Origin of the sequence: Streptomyces sp. C1-1 (genome assembly GCF_050214755.1) — a bacterium.
GTDB lineage: Bacteria > Actinomycetota > Actinomycetes > Streptomycetales > Streptomycetaceae > Streptomyces.
This window is the reverse complement of the sequence record NZ_CP189826.1, coordinates 10115990-10134773: the sequence shown is the minus strand read 5'-3', so window position 1 is coordinate 10134773 and position 18784 is coordinate 10115990. Positions and strand designations below refer to the sequence as shown.

General features: G+C 70.1%; 18 protein-coding genes and 1 pseudogene. 6 read left to right on the top strand and 13 right to left on the bottom strand.

The features are described 5' to 3' along the window. Nucleotides 1-565: 565 nt before the first annotated feature. Both ACQF4J_RS46360 and ACQF4J_RS46355 read right to left on the bottom strand, forming a co-directional pair. Nucleotides 566-931 (bottom strand): DUF4440 domain-containing protein, encoded by a 366-nt coding sequence (locus ACQF4J_RS46360; RefSeq protein ID WP_351581718.1) that lies wholly within the window; start codon nucleotides 929-931, stop codon nucleotides 566-568. A 184-nt stretch (nucleotides 932-1115) separates the two neighbouring features. Beyond that, nucleotides 1116-1628 carry a hypothetical protein gene (locus tag ACQF4J_RS46355; RefSeq protein WP_427168540.1) on the bottom strand — a complete coding sequence of 171 codons (513 nt, stop codon included), beginning with the start codon at nucleotides 1626-1628 and terminating at the stop codon, nucleotides 1116-1118. A 1052-nt stretch (nucleotides 1629-2680) separates the two neighbouring features. On the opposite strand from ACQF4J_RS46355, the gene ACQF4J_RS46350 reads away from it, so the two are divergent. Next, nucleotides 2681-2920, top strand: a complete 240-nt coding sequence (locus ACQF4J_RS46350) for a hypothetical protein (RefSeq protein ID WP_427168539.1) — start codon at nucleotides 2681-2683, stop codon at nucleotides 2918-2920. A 61-nt stretch (nucleotides 2921-2981) separates the two neighbouring features. Here ACQF4J_RS46350 and ACQF4J_RS46345 read toward each other — a convergent pair whose 3' ends face one another. From ACQF4J_RS46345 to ACQF4J_RS46325, 5 genes and pseudogenes are all read right to left on the bottom strand, one after another. Next, nucleotides 2982-3443 (bottom strand): iron chaperone, encoded by a 462-nt coding sequence (locus tag ACQF4J_RS46345; protein ID WP_351581712.1) that lies wholly within the window; start codon nucleotides 3441-3443, stop codon nucleotides 2982-2984. A 726-nt stretch (nucleotides 3444-4169) separates the two neighbouring features. After that, nucleotides 4170-4712: a hypothetical protein gene (locus ACQF4J_RS46340; RefSeq protein WP_427168538.1), complete on the bottom strand. Its 543-nt coding sequence runs from the start codon at nucleotides 4710-4712 to the stop codon at nucleotides 4170-4172. A gap of 156 nt (nucleotides 4713-4868) precedes the next feature. Next, nucleotides 4869-5081: pseudogene (locus ACQF4J_RS46335) on the bottom strand (ATP-binding protein); the annotation flags it as partial. Nucleotides 5082-5323: 242 nt separating this feature from the next. Next, entirely contained in the window at nucleotides 5324-5686 is a 363-nt protein-coding gene (locus ACQF4J_RS46330) for a type II toxin-antitoxin system prevent-host-death family antitoxin (protein WP_427168537.1), read from the bottom strand. A 164-nt stretch (nucleotides 5687-5850) separates the two neighbouring features. Continuing rightward, the gene (locus ACQF4J_RS46325) at nucleotides 5851-6489 is read right to left on the bottom strand and encodes a ScbR family autoregulator-binding transcription factor (protein ID WP_427168536.1); all 639 of its coding nucleotides are present in this window, start codon (nucleotides 6487-6489) and stop codon (nucleotides 5851-5853) included. Nucleotides 6490-7397: 908 nt separating this feature from the next. On the opposite strand from ACQF4J_RS46325, the gene ACQF4J_RS46320 reads away from it, so the two are divergent. Together ACQF4J_RS46320 and ACQF4J_RS46315 are read left to right on the top strand one after the other, a co-directional pair. Continuing rightward, nucleotides 7398-8399 (top strand): ScbA/BarX family gamma-butyrolactone biosynthesis protein, encoded by a 1002-nt coding sequence (locus tag ACQF4J_RS46320; RefSeq protein ID WP_427168535.1) that lies wholly within the window; start codon nucleotides 7398-7400, stop codon nucleotides 8397-8399. Nucleotides 8400-9018: 619 nt separating this feature from the next. Beyond that, nucleotides 9019-9519, top strand: a complete 501-nt coding sequence (locus tag ACQF4J_RS46315; RefSeq protein ID WP_351806938.1) for a hypothetical protein — start codon at nucleotides 9019-9021, stop codon at nucleotides 9517-9519. 330 nt (nucleotides 9520-9849) lie between these two features. On the opposite strand, the gene ACQF4J_RS46310 is transcribed toward ACQF4J_RS46315, so the two are convergent. After that, nucleotides 9850-10806, bottom strand: a complete 957-nt coding sequence (locus tag ACQF4J_RS46310) for a GlxA family transcriptional regulator (protein ID WP_427168534.1) — start codon at nucleotides 10804-10806, stop codon at nucleotides 9850-9852. 132 nt (nucleotides 10807-10938) lie between these two features. Between ACQF4J_RS46310 and ACQF4J_RS46305 the strand changes: the two genes are divergently transcribed. After that, nucleotides 10939-11895 (top strand): proline dehydrogenase family protein, encoded by a 957-nt coding sequence (locus ACQF4J_RS46305; RefSeq protein ID WP_427168533.1) that lies wholly within the window; start codon nucleotides 10939-10941, stop codon nucleotides 11893-11895. A 429-nt stretch (nucleotides 11896-12324) separates the two neighbouring features. Here the strand turns inward: ACQF4J_RS46305 and ACQF4J_RS46300 are convergent, their stop codons facing one another. From ACQF4J_RS46300 to ilvY, 3 genes are all read right to left on the bottom strand, one after another. Next, entirely contained in the window at nucleotides 12325-12963 is a 639-nt protein-coding gene (locus tag ACQF4J_RS46300; RefSeq protein WP_351584657.1) for an NADPH-dependent F420 reductase, read from the bottom strand. 635 nt (nucleotides 12964-13598) lie between these two features. Continuing rightward, on the bottom strand, nucleotides 13599-14087 hold the full coding sequence (locus ACQF4J_RS46295) for a hypothetical protein (protein WP_427168532.1): 489 nt from the start codon (nucleotides 14085-14087) through the stop codon (nucleotides 13599-13601). A 253-nt stretch (nucleotides 14088-14340) separates the two neighbouring features. Continuing rightward, the gene (ilvY, locus tag ACQF4J_RS46290; RefSeq protein ID WP_427168531.1) at nucleotides 14341-15240 is read right to left on the bottom strand and encodes an HTH-type transcriptional activator IlvY; all 900 of its coding nucleotides are present in this window, start codon (nucleotides 15238-15240) and stop codon (nucleotides 14341-14343) included. A 74-nt stretch (nucleotides 15241-15314) separates the two neighbouring features. On the opposite strand from ilvY, the gene ACQF4J_RS46285 reads away from it, so the two are divergent. Together ACQF4J_RS46285 and ACQF4J_RS46280 are read left to right on the top strand one after the other, a co-directional pair. Then, nucleotides 15315-16031 (top strand): class I SAM-dependent methyltransferase, encoded by a 717-nt coding sequence (locus tag ACQF4J_RS46285; protein ID WP_427168530.1) that lies wholly within the window; start codon nucleotides 15315-15317, stop codon nucleotides 16029-16031. A gap of 56 nt (nucleotides 16032-16087) precedes the next feature. Continuing rightward, nucleotides 16088-16855, top strand: a complete 768-nt coding sequence (locus ACQF4J_RS46280) for a transposase (RefSeq protein WP_427168529.1) — start codon at nucleotides 16088-16090, stop codon at nucleotides 16853-16855. 27 nt (nucleotides 16856-16882) lie between these two features. Here the strand turns inward: ACQF4J_RS46280 and ACQF4J_RS46275 are convergent, their stop codons facing one another. Both ACQF4J_RS46275 and ACQF4J_RS46270 read right to left on the bottom strand, forming a co-directional pair. After that, entirely contained in the window at nucleotides 16883-17527 is a 645-nt protein-coding gene (locus ACQF4J_RS46275) for a hypothetical protein (protein WP_427168528.1), read from the bottom strand. Between the two features lie 348 nt (nucleotides 17528-17875). Beyond that, nucleotides 17876-18745, bottom strand: a complete 870-nt coding sequence (locus ACQF4J_RS46270; RefSeq protein WP_427168706.1) for an NAD(P)H-binding protein — start codon at nucleotides 18743-18745, stop codon at nucleotides 17876-17878. Between the last annotated feature and the right edge of the window lie 39 nt (nucleotides 18746-18784).

Here is an 18784-nt window from a genome sequence, read left to right as displayed (position 1 = left end):
GAAGGGCACCACGTCCCTTTCCCCCATATCCCGCTCCTCTCGGCTGCCGCCACCGTCCGCCACCGCGCTACAGAGCCACTTCAGCGCCGCTCAAGAGGCGCCGGAACGCCGCGGGCCCGCACCGGCGCCCCTTGCGGTGAGCCGCAGACGGTCCGCGTCACCGGCCACCAGCGGGGCCGGCCCCGCGTTCACCGCGCGTCTGCGGGCCGCCCCGCCCGGCTGACCGCGCGCAGAGGGAGCGCACCGGGGCCCCTTCGACTCCGCCCCTCCCCCGCCCCGCCCCTCCCCTCTGCCGCCCCGGCCCGCACGGCGTGGGGCGGGGGGCGTGGGGCGTGGGACGTGGGACGTGGCGGGGCCCGCCCGGTCCCCGGACCGGCACGGCATCCCGCGCCGTGCCGGTCCCGGTACCGGCATGGCACGCGCCGGCCGCGGCACGGCACCGCAGGGCCACGCGGTGCTCCTCGGCCCCAGGCCGCGAAGGACGGGACCGGACGGGCGGCCGGACGGGCGGGCGGGCGCTGCCCTTGCGGGCGGGCGCTGCTCTTGCGGGCGGGCGGGCGGCCGCTCAGCCGGTCAGAGTGCCCTGGTGGAAGTACATCCGCCAGCCCGTCTGCGTCAGGCGCCACAAAGAGCTCCGCCAGGCCCGGCGGCCCTGGTTGTCGGCGAGGTACGTCAGGTGAACGACGCCCGGCGCAAGGACGGCTCCGGACATCTCGCTGACCTTGACCGGAGACTTTGGGGACACCGAGCCGCCACTGGTCACCGTGAGGAGCGACTGCGCATCCCACCGGCGTCCCGAGGCCCCGATCTCGGTGAAGTCCGGGTCCAAGAGCTCCAGGACACGCTCCGGGGACGCCCGCACCTCGGGATCAAGAAGCCGCATCTCCCCCTCGATGGCCGCCTGCACGGCCCGCTCACTCTCCTCCGTCATGCAGGAACCCTACGGACGCGGCCCTGCCACGGCACAGCGAATTGACCGCTCGACGCGGTGCCGGTCAGCACTCGCACGCCTTCCTCGACGAGGTGATCACCGGCTGCCCCCGCACCCCAGGCCCACGTGCCGGTGCTCCACGGGCTTTTTCCGTGCACGGGCACGGCGGGGCAGGCGACATGGCTCACAGGCTGTGGTTCTGGTGCGCGGGTGCGGCGAGGAAGTCCCGCGCCGCGGAGGTGACCCGGTCGCGAAGGCGCCGCGGGTCCGCAGGCTGCGTGTCCGGCAGGTCGAGGGCTCTCGCCAGATCAACGATGGGCTGCAGCGCGTCGGGGTAGCCGAGTTCGGCTGCGGCTTCCTCATGGATCAGCTTCGCACCGTGCACGGGATCGAGTCGGCACGCCACGATCTGGCCGGCCCACCACCGGGCTGCGGTCCATCGCGCCCCGGCAAGATCTTTTGAGGCCGGCGGCAGCAGACCCAACTCTTCCAGCACCAGGCCGAACAGCTCGCGGGCCTGGGGATACTCACCCCGCGTCAGGCCGGCCAGCAGGTACAGCGAGGGAGCCTCGATGCCGGCCATCAGGGCGTCCAGGCCCAGCTGGACCAGGCAGGCGTCCGAGGGGCGCTGCCAGGGCTGCCCGGCCAAGTCCGCAGCGGCCATGCGGATCAGACTGATCGCCACTGCTGCGTCCACGCTGCCGCCTTCTCCTCGCCTTTCCGTAAGGGGAAGTCCTATCACCGAGAGCAGGATGACTGATCAGACGGCCGGCAGTACGGGCTTGCACAGCAGGGCGACACCGCTCGGCCGAACACCTGGCGCTTGCGCACCCTTGCCCCTGCTTGACGTGTCCTTCGACGACGCCGGAGTTCCAGGGCAAGGGGCAGGCCGGCGATGACCGCGTGGCGGTCCCCGCCGATGCCGGCCGCGAGAGCGCGGAGGCCGGGAAGGCCGTCCCGGCGGACGGCGCCGCGCCACTGCGGCAGCCGTTGTCCCTGCCGCCCGGTGCGCATCGGGGCGGCAGGGCCGGACGTGACCGGTCAGGGCGTCGCGTTCAGGGCAGCCGGCAAGGACGGCCTTGAGCCGGAACTGTCCGATCTCGGTCAGCGTCCCGGGCCGGCTGAGGATCCATCCCGCCACCACCCGGGGCACCGGCGGCCTGCGCGGTGACCGGCCGCGGCAAGGTGCGCCTGGCCCCGCCGGCAGGCGCTGACCCCGGCCGCAGCCGCCCCGCCAGCCCAGGGGAAACACTCTCCTGCCAGAGCTTGCAGGCTCCGGTGCAGCCCCCGTCCCAGCGTTCGTCCGGGCAGGGCCCGTACTCATCGAGGGAGCAGGAAGGTCCAGTTGTGCTGGCACCGACCGCGGCAAAGGCCCTCCGGCTCCGCGGCGCCGGCCAGGCTCTTGACCGTGCGGTGGTCACGAAGGCCCAGATCACAAGAACCGCCGGACACTCGCAGCCGCCGGACCACCAGCCCTCCCCCACCCGGCACGTCCACCGGAAGGCACAGGGAAGCCCGCCACCGGCGTCCGGCGCCCGGCACCCGGCCCCCGGGGTCCTGGGCCCCGCGTCTTCTTCGCCCGGGCCGGGACCACCGCCGGTACGCTCGACCACTGTTCCCCGCACCCGCGGGCACGGTCCCCCGCAGGACCGCGCCAGCACCCGCTGCCCCCCTTTCGCCCGGCTACGCCGAGTAGCTTTGCCGCAGCCGAACTCGGGGGGCGGGGCAATGATGACCTTCGGTGGACTCTTGGCGCTCTGGCTCCTCGCCCTGGCAGTTCTGGCAGTGACCGGGACCGGGACCGGCATCTACGCCCTGATCAGCAACCGGGTGCCCGCACGATGGCTCGCCACCACCGTGCGCAACCCCAGACTCCGGGGAACCGGAGTGCTGTTCATGGTCTCCAGTTTGGCCTTCGCCTCATGGACGCCCCTCATCATCGGGCTCGGGATCACTGTGACCGGCCACGCCGTCAAGCCCACCGGGTGACGCACGCTCATCCCTCACCCGAGGGCACCAGCGCCGCCAGGACGGGCCAAAGAGACAAGGCCTAGCCGGCCGCCCGCTTGACCAGCGCCGCGATCTGCTCCTCCACCTCGGCCGTCACCTCGCTCAGGGCGAAAGCGGTCGCCCACATGGAACCCTCGTCCAGCCGGGCCGGATCGTTGAAGCCGAGCGTGGCGTAGCGGGCCTTGAACTTCGCCGCGCTCTGGAAGAAACAGACCACCTTGCCGTCCAGGGCGTAGGCGGGCATGCCGTACCACAGCTTCGGCGCGAGCTGGGGGGCACTGGCGGTGACGACGGCATGGACCCGCTCGGCCATCACCCGGTCCGCACCCTGCATCTCGGCAATCTTGGCCAGCACGTCCTGCTCCGCCAGCGCCGCCTTCTCCGCCTGCGAACCGCGCCGCGCCGCCGCCTTCTGCTCCTTGGCGTGCTCCTTCATCGCGGCCCGTTCCTCGGCCGAGAACCCCTCATACGTGCCGCTCGTGCCGCTCTTGGCGCTGCTCATGCTCTCTCCCGTAGCCCATGGGTCACCAAGACCGACCCCGGTGCGCGCGGCCGGACCCGGTCCCAGCCGCCAGTACAACATCCCCCCACACCCAAACCCTTGAGACCCACTACAGGACCACTCGAACCCCCTGCACCCCTCCCCCCTGACGGCGGCACCGCGCCGCCCACCGCGGCCGGCGGCCGGGCGATGTTTCGGCGCGTTCGGGCAGGCGTCGTGGCTCTGCCGCGCGGTGGACCACCCGTTCCCTCCAGCCGGAGCCCTGCACTCTGCCGTTCCTCAACGGCGCCCGTCCCGATCCGTTGCGCGGGATCCTCCGGCAGATGTCCCCGGCGTGGGCAGCACCTGCCGGCCAACCAGGCCCACGAGCATTTCACCTGCCCGCGAGATTGGCTCCTGCGGGCGGCGGTCCCCGGTGACCTGCCAGGGCTGCGCCAACCCGCACATGATGGTCACCAACGGAAACCACGGCCGGGCGGAATCCGGCCTGCCTCAACTGCCTTTGTTGCCCACGTCCTTGACGACTGCGGACACCTGCCCCGGGTGATCCGCAGCACCCGGCTCCTCGACCTGGTGAACACCCTGGACCCCAAGCTCGCCGCCGCCTTCGGCATGGCACGCAGGCCACCCTCATCTGCCTTGCTGATCGGGCTGCCCCGGGACGCCTGCCCGACCAGCACAAACCGAGGCAGCAGGTCTGGGCGGCGGTCTCCTCCAGGGCGACGATCAGCGCGTGGTCTCTTCCTCCGCCGGGATCCGCTCCCCCGCAGACTCGGCCATGACGAGGCTGGCACTGACGGCCTGCCTGTCGTCGATCCCGACGTGCCGGAGGCAGGCCCACCGATCCAGCTGAGCGCATGCCCAGTTGGGGTCGTACGCTGCAGTAGGCAGCTGCGGGATTCGTCTGCGACCGGTTTCATCCGGCCGGTACGGCTCGTCGAACGCGTCCTTCCCCGCTTGGACAGCGCAGCTGTAGCGCTCTTCGGCGTCTTCGGCGCTGATGTCCAAGCAGGCCGCAATCTGCGTCCAGGAGCTGCCGCGTTCGGCTTCGTCGATGATGGCCGCGTTCAAAGTCCGTTCGGCCAATTCGATGAGCTGCCGGGCTTGGCCGACCCGACCGCCGAATCCGGTGCCGGCATCGTTGCGGGTACCCACCAACCCTGCAGCACTGTCAGCTACCTCCGTGGCGTTGTCGGCGAGTACGAGCCGGGCGAGCCCTTCGCGGGAGTACGCGGCTCGGTCGTGGTCATCAGGGATGGGCTCGCTCATGAGGGACAGAGTCCCACCTCCACACGCTCCGCCAGGAGCAAGTATTCGAGGGCGATACCCCACGGGGCCCACCACATTCGCATGGCTCGGCAAAGAGCTGGAACCTGCCACCCTTCGGCGCCACCTGGCACAGGTTCGCCGGAACATGTGCGCTATGCCGAAGGACTCGTCGGAGGCGACGGGGACGCTGTCGTTCTGCTCGCGCCCGGCCAGAACCGGGAAGAGGAGCTCGGCACCGCGGCGGTCGAGTTCCATGTGGCCGAGTCCGTCGATGCAGAGCAGGCCGACACGGCCGCAACGGGCAATCGCCTTGTTCCACTGCTTCTCGCCGGCCGCCTCGACCAGCTCGTTCACCCGCGCGGCAGCCAGGGCGCCGGGTCACGACGTTACGTTCGATGAAGCATGCCGCGATCAGGGCCGTACAGACTCCGGCACGGATGAAGATCAGACAGTCCGGTCCGGCCAGGACCAGAGCAGAGATGACGAGACGGCCGGCCGCTGCCCGGGCCCTGTGGACTCCCGGTGACCGGTGAGTTGCGCAGCAAGCAGGCGGTCCAGGCCGACGGCGCCGGCGACGGCGACGGCGACGGCGACGGCGACGGCGAGCAGGCTCACGCGGCCATCCCCTGAACAGCATCCCCGCTCTCATCGTCGGTGAGGTCGGGCAGATCGAGATCGGGCAGGTCGAAGTCGCCCATGGCGTCAGTCGGGCACGGGGGCACCCCGGTGTCGTTGATCGGCACCACCCGTGCCACGGGGATGCCGTTCTTGGTGACGGCGACGGTCCCACCGGCTGCGGCGGCGAGGATCTGGCAGGACTTCTGGCCGAACTCGCGGACCGTGATCTCCATGGAGCACATGCTGCTGCGCGCGAGCGTCTCGATGCGCGGGTGCGCGCCAGGGCCATCCCAAACGGTGTCACCGCCTTCTTCCGCAAAGGAGTTCCGGCCGCAGGCCCGGCCGGGTGTTTCCACCGGAGCGCCACCCCGCCTCAACGGGCAGGCCAGGGCGGACCTGCCCTGCAGCGCCACCCTCTGCCACGCGAACCGAACTGCCCGGCCAGCACCACACGGCAGCCAAGGCGGACACGCCAGCCAAGGCAGCGCCGACCCGTGACAGACCACGGGTGCCGGTGCCGTCATCCCTGGCGGGAGGCCGCCGCCGGGGTGCCGCCGGGCTTGAGCCCGTCAAGGACGCCGGCCGCGGCCAGTCGGGGCAGCAGCAGATCCCAGAACTGCACCAGCGTCTGCGCCGACATCCACATGGGGTCCTCCGCGCCGAGCTGCTCGAACCCGACCGTCGCCGCCACCACCGTGACCGCGGCATCGGCCGCGGACACACCCGGGGCGAGGATGCCGTCACGCTCGGCGTCCTTGAGGACCTCCTCCACCCAGCTCTGCCACTGCCCGCGCAAGTCCACCGCCCCGTCCCGGCGCGGCGGACCGCTGCCCAGCTCGAAACCGGCCCGCACCACCACATCCTGCTCCAGGCGCTCCATCAGGGCATGGGTGGCATCGATGAGCCGCTGCAGCGGACGGGAACCGCCCGCCTGCACCACGGCACCGATCGCCCGCAGGACAGCGGCCGCCTCCTCCTCGACCGCCCGCGCCAGCGCCTGCTTGCTGGCGAAATGAAAGTGCAGCGCGCCGTTGCTCACCCCGGCCCGCCTGCTGATCGACGTCAACGACGCCAGAACAAAGCCGTCCCGGGCGAACACCTCGGCCGCCGCCCGCACCAACGACTCACGCGTACGCGCAGCCCGCTCCTGCTTCACCATCGCCCCATCTCCCCTTTGCCTCACGGCCTCCGGGCCCGCCGCCACCGACCGGCCCCCACATCCCTGCCTGCCCCCACGACCCGTCCCCCGCCGGACCCACCCGCCCCCCGACCCGACCTGCCACACCCGCACCCGCACCCGCACGCGTCAGCACACACCGACGGCCGACCGGACCGGGCCGTATACAACCCCGCCCAAAACCGGGCGCATCCCCCCGAGGCCATCCGGACGGGCCGGCACCCTCCCGCCCACCGGCCCGCACGACACCGCACACGAGAGAGACAAAAGCGCGCACGCGCTCCCCACCCGCTGAGCCGTCACCGCCGACCGACGCACAGGATTGTAACAAACCGCGCACGCGGTCTCTATTTTAAGCGTGAAGGTCTTGCGAAGCCGACGCCGTCCCCATGCTGTTTTCCGGCACACCGGAACGCGGGGGGGGCGGCGCACCGGCGGCACCGGGCCGCCGGCGCCCCCTCCCCGCGGTCCGGGCGCGCCCCCTCACCCGCGGGGCGGCCCGGCGGCCGCGGCCGCCGGTGTGGCCCGCACAGCCCCTCCCGGCCCACCGTGATCAGGGAATATGCCCCTCGCATGGGAGACACCCTCGGACACGCCGCTCGAGAACGGCTCGAGAAGACGACGGACGACACCCCCCGCCGCCCCAAGGGACCACGGGATGCTCCACGGCGCCGCGAGGACGCGGAAGGTGCCCGTTGAGCAGGGACAGAGCGCGCTTCGAGCACTCCTCCGACAGAGGGGGAACGCGGTGCTCCACATTTTGCCCACGGGAACCCCGCATTCCTTCTAGAAATTAAACCGGGTGGTATGTATCTTCACTGTCCTCGGCGCTCCACCACCCACATTCCGGCCACATCCAGGCCACGGCGGCTCGGGGGAAAACCATGTCCATGTCTGTCAGCACCTACCGCACCACCCGCGTGATACCCGGCATGACGCACCCGCAGGACCCCGGCGCCCCCGCCGGCGGCGCCCCCGCCTTCCAGCCACTGACCAGCACCGTCCCCAAAGAACTCGTCCACCGCGCATCCGTCGCCGAGGTCATGCTGACCGACTGGGCACGCCGCGGCGATCACCACTTCGCCCTGGCCGCCCAGTGGCCCCGCGGACACAGCTTCTTCACCGCCGTCGACGGCTGCCACGACCCCCTCATCGCCGCCGAAACGATCCGCCAGACCGGCCTGCTCCTCGCCCACGCCGAATACGCCGTCCCCCTCGGCCACCACTTCCTCGTCAGCAACCTCAACGTGGCCGTCCGGCCCGCACACATCCGCGTGGCCGCCACCCCCGCCTCCCTCGAACTCGACGTCCGCTGCCACGACATCAAGCAGCGCCGCGGCGAACTGACCGGCCTGCGCATCGACGTGGCCCTCCACCGCGACGGCCACCTCGCCGCCACCGGAGGCGGCACCCTGACCTGCATCCCCCCCAAGGTCTACCAACGCCTGCGCGCCACCCACAGCCCCACCGGCACCGGCGCCGTCCTGCCCCTGACCGCCCCCGAACCACCCCAGAGGGTCGGACGCATGTCCCCCACCGACGTCGTCCTCTCCCCCCTCGGCCACCCCCACCGCTGGCAACTACGCGTCGACACCCGCCACCCCGCCCTCTTCGACCACCCCCTCGACCACGTCCCCGGCATGCTCCTCATCGAAGCCGCCCGCCAAGCCACCACCCACACCCTCGGCCACACCACCCTCCCCCACACCCTCACCAGCCAATTCCTGCACTACGTCGAACTCGACACCCCCTGCCTGATCGAAGCGACCGTCACCGACACCACCAGCCAGGCCACGCACGACGAAGAAGCCAGAACCGTCCACGTCACCGCCCGGCAGAACGCAACCACCGTCTTCCGCTGCACCCTCACCACGCCCCCACCCCACCACTGACCACCCCCGCGGCCCGCGCTCCCCCTCCCGAAAACCACGAACCTCCCAGGAAGGGGAGCACAGGCCACCCGGGCCGCACCGGCCAGCCACCCACCGGGACACGCAAACCACCACACCACCCCCGGCCCACACACCCGAACGCCCGCCGCAGATGAGGCTGCAGGCCACTACCAGCCCCGGGTCGAGACCGGCACATGGCCCGCAGCGGACGCGGAGCCGACTGAACGGGTAGAGCCAGACGAAGGTACGCCCGACCACCCGGCGCGCCCTGCCCCGTTCCGAACCGCAGGCACACCGCGCGAGGCAATCACACGATTGATGCCGCCCCGCCACAACAGACGGCGATACTTACCGAACCCCCTCCACACACCCTCCCCCGCCCACCGCCAGCAAGAGGCGATGGCCCCGAGCCGAACCCTCACGAGGACACGCCCCGGCCGGCAGGCCGACGACACACGCCCACCATGACCAACTCCCGAGCCACAGCGGCCCCTTGAGGGCCACAGGTGCTGGGAGCCGACCGTGACACCCCCGTTCGGGACACCGGCGGCGCGGGTATGCCCTGCCCCGCCACGCGCATGTCCTGCGCGCGGATCCGGCTTCGATCGAGGAGGCGCCCGTGCACAACAGAGTGGCCGGTCTCGGGCTCGGTGACATACGCGGCGATTACGCCGTCATCAACCCGGCGATAGGCACCACGGCGCAGGTGCTGCGGGGATTTATGCTGCTCGGCTGGATCGTTCTGCTCGTCACTACGGTCGTCAATCCCTCCGCGGTCAACAACAACGCCGCCGTCGCGACAGCCGTGGTGGCCGCCGTCTACACCCTGAAGTTCGGATGGCGCCGGCTGACCGCCCGGCTCGGTGTGAACAGGTGTTGCCTGTGCACGGACGGCGTGGCCGTCACCGGCAGGTCCGGCCGGATACGCGACTTCGTGGCGTGGAGCGAGGTGACCGGCGTGCAGCAGATGACCATGGTGGGATACGTCGTGGCCTGCCACCGCATCGAAATCCTCAGAAACCGTTCCGCCACACCCCTGTGGTTCGTCGCACCCGGAGCGAAGTCCGCCCTGGTACAGGCCCTGCTCGACGAGGGCAGACGCAGCGGCGCCCTGCAGTGACCACGCACACCGGCGTTGACAACGCCCGACGGCGACGGCCACGGCCACGGCAGCAGCAGCGGCAGCGGCAACACAGCGACCCAAGACCGCAGGCCTGAACGATCCGCACACGCCGGGCGCATCACGCCGCATCCGCCCGGGTCCGGCCGACGCATCCAGGCGAGTTCGCATCCCCGCTCTCCGGGCTTTCCGGGCCTTCGATCCTGGGTGGTGTGCGTCGCCTGGGCCGCTGACATGGAGTCACGGTCGGTGACGGCTTGCCGACCCGGTCTGCTCACGAAGACCGACAGCACGGCACGGCCCCAGTGGAGCTGTGCAGGGCACGGATCGTCAGCCGGCAGGCGGGGTCCTGAACGCGCGCCGGTACATCTGGGGCGTCGTGCCGAGGCGTCGGGCGAAGTGGTGGCGCAGGTTGTCGACGGTTCCGAAGCCCGTCCGGCGGGCAATCGCGGCTACGGAGTCGTCTGCGCTCTCCAGGTGGTGCTGCGCGAGCAGGACCCGCTGCCCGGTCAGCCACTGCAGCGGCGTGGTCCCGGTCTCCTGCCGGAAGCGCCGGGCGAAGGTACGCGCGGAAAGGTGCGCACGGCAGGCCATTGCGTCGACGGTCAGGTCCCGGTCGAGGTTGGCTTCCACCCAGGCCAGGACAGGGGCGAGAGACCCCATCCCCTCCCGGGGGAGGGGACGCTGGCGGTACTGGTGCTGGCCGCCCTCACGGTGCGGGGGTGTGACCATGCGGCGCGCGATCGCGTTGGCGACGGCGCTGCCGTGCTCCTTGCGGATGAGGTGGAGGCAGGTGTCGACACCGGCGGCGGTGCCGGCACCGGTGATGACCGGGTCCTCGTCGATGTAGAGCACGTCCGACTCGACCCGGGCACGCGGGTGGCGGCGGGCGAGCTCGTCGGTGTAGCGCCAATGCGTGGTACAGCGCCGCTCGTCGAGCAGCCCGGCCTCGCCCAGAAGGAAGGCCCCGGTGCAGATGCTCAGGACCCGAGCGCCACGTTTCACAGCGGCTCGCAGCGCGTCAATCAGATGCTCCGGCTGACGCACGTCGGGGTCGTAGGCAGGGACGCAGATGAGGTCCGCCGAGGCCAGCCGCTCCAGGCCGTGCCGGGCCAGCACCTCGAAGCCGTGGCGGGTCGGCACGCTGTCACCCGTGGCCGAGACAACAGCGAAGTCGTACACGGGCAGCGCGTCATCGCTGCGGTCGATCCCGAAGACCTCGCAGAACACGCCCAGCTCGAAGGCGTGGGCACCCTGGAGGGCCAGGACAGCGACGTCGTCAAGCACCGGATCCCCATCCCTCTCACCGCAATGGCAGGAATTTCAGCCTACCTGTCGTTTCTGCCACTCCAAGGTCACGGCACCTGTCTGGAAGGCTCGCAGGCGTTCATCCATCCCCCGAACAGCAAGGCACAGCGCATGACCACGCAGACCCCCGCCACCGACGCCGCCCTCCAATCCCAGGCTGCCCAGGTCCTGCGCGGGCTCGCGCTCGACGAGGAGCTGAAGTGGCGCGTCCCGGGCGACCCGGTCCTCGGCCCCCTGGCCCGCAAAGTCGCGCGGCGCTACGTGGCCGGCGAAACCCTCCAGGACGCCCTGGACCGGGCGCAGCAGGTCCTGGCCGCCGGCCACCGCGTGAACGTCGAGTACATGGGCGAGAGCTGCCGCGACCCGCAGCGAGCCACGCAAGAGACCGACACGTTCCTCTCCGCGGCCCGTCTGCTGCCACCAGGATGCTCGATCTCCCTCGACCTGTCCCACATCGGCCTCGCCGTCGATACGGAGCTTGCCCTCGCCAACGCCTCCCGCATCGCCCAGGCCACCGCCGAAACCGGGCGGGAGATGATGATCTCGGCTGAAGGCTCCGACCGGACCGACGAGGTGCTTGCCCTGCACCGCAAGCTGTGCGAGCGGTTCGACCATGTGGGCATCACACTCCAGGCACGCCTGCATCGCACCGCAGACGACCTGCCGGAACTGATCTCCCGCCCCGGCCGCATCCGCCTGGTCAAGGGCGCCTTCCTCGAACCCGAGGCCATCGCCCACCCGCGCGAGGCCCCGGCCCTCACCGCCGCCTACCTCGCCTACGCCCACCAGCTGGCCGACTCAGGCCACCCGTGCTCCTTCGCCACCCACGACTGGCACCTGATCAACCACATCGACCAGCACCTCGCAGACAAGAACACCGACTCCCGTCCCTGGGAGTTCGAGACCCTCCTCGGCCTCGGGCCCGACCGCCTCCAGACCATGGCCGAACGCGGCCACCCCACCCGCGAGTACATCGTCTACGGCACCCAATGGTGGCTCTACCTCTGCAACCGGATCGCCGAAGACCCCCAACGCCTCCTCCAAGCCCTCATCGACGCCACCGCATGACCACCACCCCATCCCGGCCCCGCGTCACAACGCCCGAACCACCCGGCAACACGCCACCGATCCGAGGGCCACAACCCCTCCGCCGCAACGACACCCCCCGCACCGCCACCGCCCCACAATCCTCACCGCGGATGCAACGATTCACCTCACTCCAAGGCCTGCCGCTCAGACTTCAGACCACTCACACGCGTCATCCGGCGAAGACCGGCCGGACCGGAGCAAAAAAAGGGGGGCATCATCACCGGAACCGGACAACAGTGATCGACGGACCCAACGAGGCGCTCGAGCTTCGATGTCCGCCGCGAACCGCTTTGGTCGCCGCAGCGCGTTGCGGCCGCTGTCAGTTCGTCATCCAGGGGGAAGCCGAGCCGTTCGCGCGGGCTTTCGGCTGACTGAGGAGAGCCTGGCGGACCGGCCTGTCCGGCTCCGTCAGGGGAGGATCTTGATGGCGCTCTGCCAGTTCAGCTCCAGGGGCTGCTGGACGGAGATGTGCAGGAAACCCAACGCCTCGAGCTCCCGTGCACGGCGCAGCGGACCGACGTCCAGGGGACGCATCGCGCCAGAGGAGATGAGCTCCGCGACCTTTGCCTTGGCAGCAGAGTCGTCACCGGCGATCAGCACGTCGAGCGGGAAGCCGTGGCCTTCACCCGTCGAGAGCAGCCCGGCGAACGTGGTGTTGAACGCCTTGACGACCATTGCGTCCGTGCCGACGATCTGCTGGATCTGCTCCGCCGCCGACGTATCGGCGGGCGTAACCCGCGAGTCCATGGTGGCGAAGTCGACGGGATTGCAGATGTCCACCACGACCTGTCCGGACAGCGTGGCACGGGCGGATCCGGCGACCTCCAACGTTGCGTCGTAGGGCAGGGCCAGCACGGTCATGTCGGCCGCCTGCGCCGTAGTGGCCGAGTCGGCCTCGCCGTCCGGGAAGTGCTGCTTGAGCTCGGCGGCTGCCGCTCGGCCGCGCTCGGCGTCGGGATGGACGAGGCACACGCCGTGGCCGCCGGTGAGTGCGCGGGCGGCGATGGCTCGGCCCATGTTGCCCGGACCCACGATGTTGATCTTCAAGTTGCTGCCTTCCGATCGGGCTGGGTGAGCGGCAGGGCCCCGGGCTGTCCGTCCGGGCGGCGAGCAGAGGTGAGGTCAAGGCCCTCGGGGCCCATCAGGTCGCATCCTGGCGTAGCTGCATGCCTAACCCGCGATGCGACGCTTCTATGCACCAAAGGCCCGCGCGTCACCCGCGCGCCCGACAGCGTGTCGCGACGCACCTCTCAGTGCCGCCCAGTCCGGCCAGTGCTTCGGCCGGGCGAGCGAACGCGTACCAGCGATGGCCGTCGATAGACGAACCTTGAAGGACCATTCCGGTACAAACGTATCCGCCTGTCTTCAGGCGTACGGCGGCGTTGAGCGCGTGACTGGGACAGCCGGGCCGGCGGTGGGCGGTCAAAGCGGGCCTGGCAAGAAGCTCTCCGCAAGCGCTGGCGCCACGGGGCACCGCTCCCTCAACTGGGCTCTGGCCAACGTTCCCGACGGGCCGCCCGCTCATTGTCTCGGCCACCCTGGTGCCGGGTGGCCGGGCGCAGGTGGACCGTCGAGGAGACGCTGCAGACCACCAAAGGGACTGGAAGGCTGGTCCTGTGACGAGTAGCCGCCCGCGAGAACTCGCGGGCGGCTACTGGCACTGTCGTCGGCGTATCCGGTGCTTACGGCGCTACGGGGTCTCCGTCGCCCAGTTGCAGCCACCACACGTGATCGTGGTCGCGGCTGAGGTCCACCGTCTGCCGTCGCCCGTCGTTGTAGCGGAGTTCGACTTTGGCGAGGTAGGGAACTACCGGGTCCTGAACGATTGCCTCGACGGGTTCGTCGGCGTGTGCGCCGTATCGGGCGATCAGCTTTTGGGCGGCCTGTGTCCGGCCCGTGTACCAGGGGGCGCCGATGCGCGCCAGGTCGGTGGCGTCACCGGCCTGAAGGCGCTGGACGTACACCTTGACGAGCAGATTGACGTCGTTGGCGACCTGCTTGGCATCGGGGTACTGCGATTTCGCAGCGTTGACGGTGACCTTCACCGCCGGCGTCCTGCGCAGGGAGTACGGCGTGGGATCTCGCAGCAGCCACCACGTGACGGCTGCCGCTCCCAGGACGACCAGCGCCACCCCCGCCGTCCACAAACGCTTCCTGTACGACTTAGTCATCAGTACCATCCCGCGGCCGCGCTGATGCGGGCCGCTCCGATCGCCGCGCCCTCGTCATCGGATAGGGCTGTCCCCGACGACACCGGGGCCGCGGCTACCGCGGTGGCGTGCACCTGTACGCCCAGGCCCACACTCAGCACGCCAGCCATGGCGTACGCGGCATAGACCAGCGCACGGGTGGGCGCCGGTCTGTGTCGACTTCTCATGTGCAAGATCCTTGCTTCGCAAAGCACTTGGCAAAGCGAAAGGATCTTCACAGTTTGGTGTCGTAATGTCCATGACCTGTGTGGCGCTGAGAGCGGGTTTCCGCCCAGGCTGCGGCGACCAAGGGGCGATGTACGTCGGCCCGTCGGATGCAGACGCCGATGGCGAGCTGATCTGGTACGGATGGGGCGGTCACCTGCCGGAGTCTGGCGCGGAGCCCGCTGTGTTGCAGGACAAGATCGGGGACGACGCCCGTGCCGTAGCCCAGGGCGACCAGTGTGAGCAGGGCTTCGTGACCGTCGGTCTCGGCAGCGATGTGCGGGTGGATACCCAGGTCTCGGAACCACTTGTCTGCGGCAGCTCGTACGAGTCCCTGCCGTGGCAGGACGAAGGGCTCCGCCGCGGCGGTGAACTCCTCGTCGGCCAACGGAGGCCGGGTCTGAACGAGGACGAGCGGGGTCTGTGTGATCTGCCGGGCGAGCACGGTGGCGGGAATCCGGGCTGGGAGGGCTGCAACGGCAAGGTCGACCTCGCCCTGGTCGAGCAGGGCGAGGGCGGCTGCGGCGTCGCCGGTGCGTAAGGAGATGCTCACGCGCGGGTGCGCGTCACGCAAGGGGGTGAGCAGGTCGGGCAGGAGGGTGTGGCATGCGGTGACGGAGGCGAACACCCGTAGGTGTCCGCTGAGGTCATCGTCCGCTGCACCGTCGCTGCGGTAGCGGGCCCATAGGTCCAGGGCTTGGGCTGCATATTGGCGGAAGGCGCGGCCGTGCGTGGTCAGGCATACCCCGTGAGGTCCGCGGTCGAGGAGGCGATGTCCGGTGGCGGCCTCAAGCCGCTGCACGGTCCGGGACAGCGTGGCAGGGCTGACGTGGCAGTCAGCCGCGGTGCGGGTGAAGCTGAGCGTCTCTGCGAGGTGGAGGAAGAGCCGGTACTGGTCGTGGTTCTGCACCTTTCACCTTTCGCAATGCAGCGGTGCGTAAGTTGCCGTTGCCGTAAGTTCCGCGGGGAGCCTACAAACGGTGCATGCCACGAAGCGACACCACACGTCCCCGGCCGGTCTGGTACTTCGCCGAATACGCGCCGGTCGGCGTCGACTTGGGCAGCAAATCAGCTGTTGCTGCCTACGACCACAACCAGGGCACTGACCCGCAAGCGGACGACGCACTGCTGGACCGGTTGGGTGTCACCGAGGGCACCCACCTGGTCGATCTCGCGTGTGGTACCGGCTCACTGGCCGTTCAGGCCGCACGACGCGGGGCCGTCGCGCACGGTGTGGACATCTCCGAGGAAATGCTGACCTTCGCCAAGGCGCGGGCCGATCGGTTCGGTGTTGCACCGCAGTGGCACCACGCCGGCTTTCTCGACTACACCCACCAGGGCCCCCTCGCCGACGTGGTGACCACGAAGTCGGCCCTGCACCAGCTCCCGGACTTCTGGAAGCAGCAGGCCCTGCTCAACGCAGCTGGGATGCTCCGTCCCGGCGGGACCTTTTACTTGTGGGACGTGATCTTCAGTTTCGAGCCCTCCAGCGCAGAGACACACCTGCAGCAGTGGATCAACACAGCTGGCCGCCCGGAGGGCGAGGGCTTCACCAAGGCCGACTTCGAAGCGCATGCCCGGGAGGAGTTCTCCACCTACACCTGGATCGTCGAGGGCATGTTGCAACGAACTGGGTTCGACATCGTCTCCCGCGCTTTTCCCCGTCCCACTCATGCAGAGTTCTGCTGCCGCCGCCGATAGCCGCTCACACCAAAGAGGTGTCCCGTAACTGCTGGTCACGGCGAGATGATCTTGGTGTGGCTGGTGTGATCACGGCGTCAGAGCCGTATTGGATACGTCCGTTCACCGGGCTGAGCCCGCGCTGCTTCGGCAAGTTGGTGACCGCGGTGCAGCGCGAGAGTGCAGCCGAACCACGGACGGGGCGTCCGTGGGGCCTGTCGCTTGAGGACCGTATTTTCTTGGTCGCGGCCTACTGGCGCACCGACTTGACCATGCGTCAACTGGCCCTGCTGTTCGGGATTTCGAAGTCAACGGCCGACCGGATCATCGACCACATCGGCCCTCTGCTGGCGTTGCCGCCCCGACGCCGGTTCGCGAGGGGGACTGTGCTGATCGTGGACGGGACGTTGGTGCCCACCCGCGATCACGCGGTGGCCGAGCAGTCGAAGAACTATCGGTACTCCACCAATCACCAGGTCGTCATCGATGCCGACACTCGCCTGGTCGTTGTGGTCGGACGGCCGCTGCCGGGCAACCGGAACGACTGCAAGGCGTGGGAGGAATCGGGGGCCAAGACAGCGGTCGGCCGGACGACCGTGATAGCTGATGGCGGCTGTCCAGGGACCGGATTGATCATGCCGCTCCGCCGCACCCAGGGCGAGGAACTGCCCGGCTGGAAGCGGGAGCACAACCGCTCACACAAGCAGGTCCGTGCACGAGTGGAGCACCTCTTCGCCCGGATGAAGACCTGGAAGATTCTCCGCGACTGCCGGCTCAAGGGCGACGGCGTCCACCACGCCATGCGCGGCGTCGCCCGCCTGCACAATCTCAACCTTGCTGGATAGGACCGTGGCCGAACTCAGGCAGGTCGCTCACCCGCGTCCGCCCGCGCGGCGCGGCGTGTGCCGCGGCCACTGCGCGCCCACCTGTTCCACCACAGCGGCCCGGAACGTTTCCAAAAGGACGCATCCGGGATACGCCCCAAACGCTCCGTACTTCCAGCGGTAGTAGCACGACCAGTAGCTCACCACGCGCCGCTCCGTGCGCGCGAAGAAGGCCGGATTCCGAGCGATGAACTCCCCATAGAGGCGGCGCTGGGCCGAGCCCGGGACCGCGAGTCCGGGAAGACCCCGGCCGATCGCCTCAAGGATCTCCAGCACGTATTCGCCGGCCAACTGCACCACGAACGGGACCACCCACGGCTCGCCCGACGCCACAATCTGCTCAAGGTGCCGCTGGCGGACCCGGCCATCACTGTGCCGGGAGTACAGGCAGTGCAAAATCACCTGCTGGGTTCCGGCCAGGGGCCGCTCCAAGTCGGCGCCCGGCTCCTCGTTGTAGATGCGCGACGGGATGGCGACGGTCTCGCCCTGCACCTCGACCTCGAAGGGCATCATCGGCGCGAGCCTGGCCTCCGGCATGACCGCCAGGACACTCTGCACGTCACCGGCAAGACGGGTCGGAAACGCGGCCACCAGGGCATGGGCGACATTCGACGGATCCCGAGGCAGCTGCACAACAGGAGGATAGGCGGCGAACCTCTCGGTCTCTCAACCGCCCGCCTCAACGTTGCGGGACAGCCCTAAGCCTCGTTCGGCTGGCCACAGGCTCCACCAACGGCCGGCGCCGGTCTCCTCGGCCAGCTGGGGGTGGCGCCTTTCCGTGCGAGGCGCCTGGTCATGAGGGTGATGGCGGCCCAGTCATACACCGAAACCTGGGCGAGGTCCTCGTATGGCCCCTCAACGGCATCCCGCCGGGCCCGATTCGCTCGCGGGCCCGCCCCGGCCGACCGCGCCCGGCCCCGGGGCCTGCGGCAGCGGCGGGTCTTTCACGAAAGGAGGATGCCCCCGGAGTCCGCCGGCCGGTCACCCGTCCGGCACGAAGGCCGCCAGATGGTCCCTCGCCCACCCGCCGAACGAGCCCGCCCGGCCTCCGGTCAGCGCGGCGACCGTGTCCGTGACGCCCGCCTTCGCCCCGGCCCGCTGACGCTGCGCGCTCTGAAGCAGCGCCTCGGCCACCGGCGCCGGATAACGCCGTGCGAGAGCGGCGCGCGCCTCGTCGAGGGACAGTTCCTCACAACGCAGCCGGACCCGCAGCAGCCGACTCAACTGCTCGGTCTGTTCGGCTGCGGTGACGGACTCGGGACCGGTCAGGGTGTAGGCGCGGCCGGCATGGCCCTCCTCGGTCAGCACACGTGCGGCAACCGCCGCGACGTCGCGGGGATCCACACAGGCGCTGGGAGAGGTCCCGTACAGCACACGCACCGTACGCGCACTGCGAATTGACGGCGCCCAGGCCAGAGCGTTGGAGGTGAACGCCCGCGGGCGCAGCAGCGTCCACTCAAGGCCCGAGCCGCGCAGCAGCTCCTCACCGCCGCGCTGCCACCGGGTGATCAGATCATCCGCCTGCTCATCCAGCACCGCAGCGGCGGAAAGCTTCACCACCCGCCGTACGCCCGCCCTCACCGCCGCGTCCAGGAACCGCTCGTCATCACCGCCGGTCACATCCGTCGTGACCAGGAACGCCGTCCGTACACTCTGAAGTGCCGCAGCCAGCGAGCGCGCATCCCCATAGTCCGCGGCAACCGTCTCCACCCTCTCGGTCACCTCCACCGCCTGGACCAGCCGGGCCACCCGGGCGGGATCCCTGGCCATCACACGCACCCGCCGGCCGGCCCCAAGCCGCCCCAGCAGTTCCCGGCCCACCGTCCCCGTCCCCCCGGTCACCAAAATCATCCGACGCACCCCCTTCCCCGCCCAGACACCCACAACCCG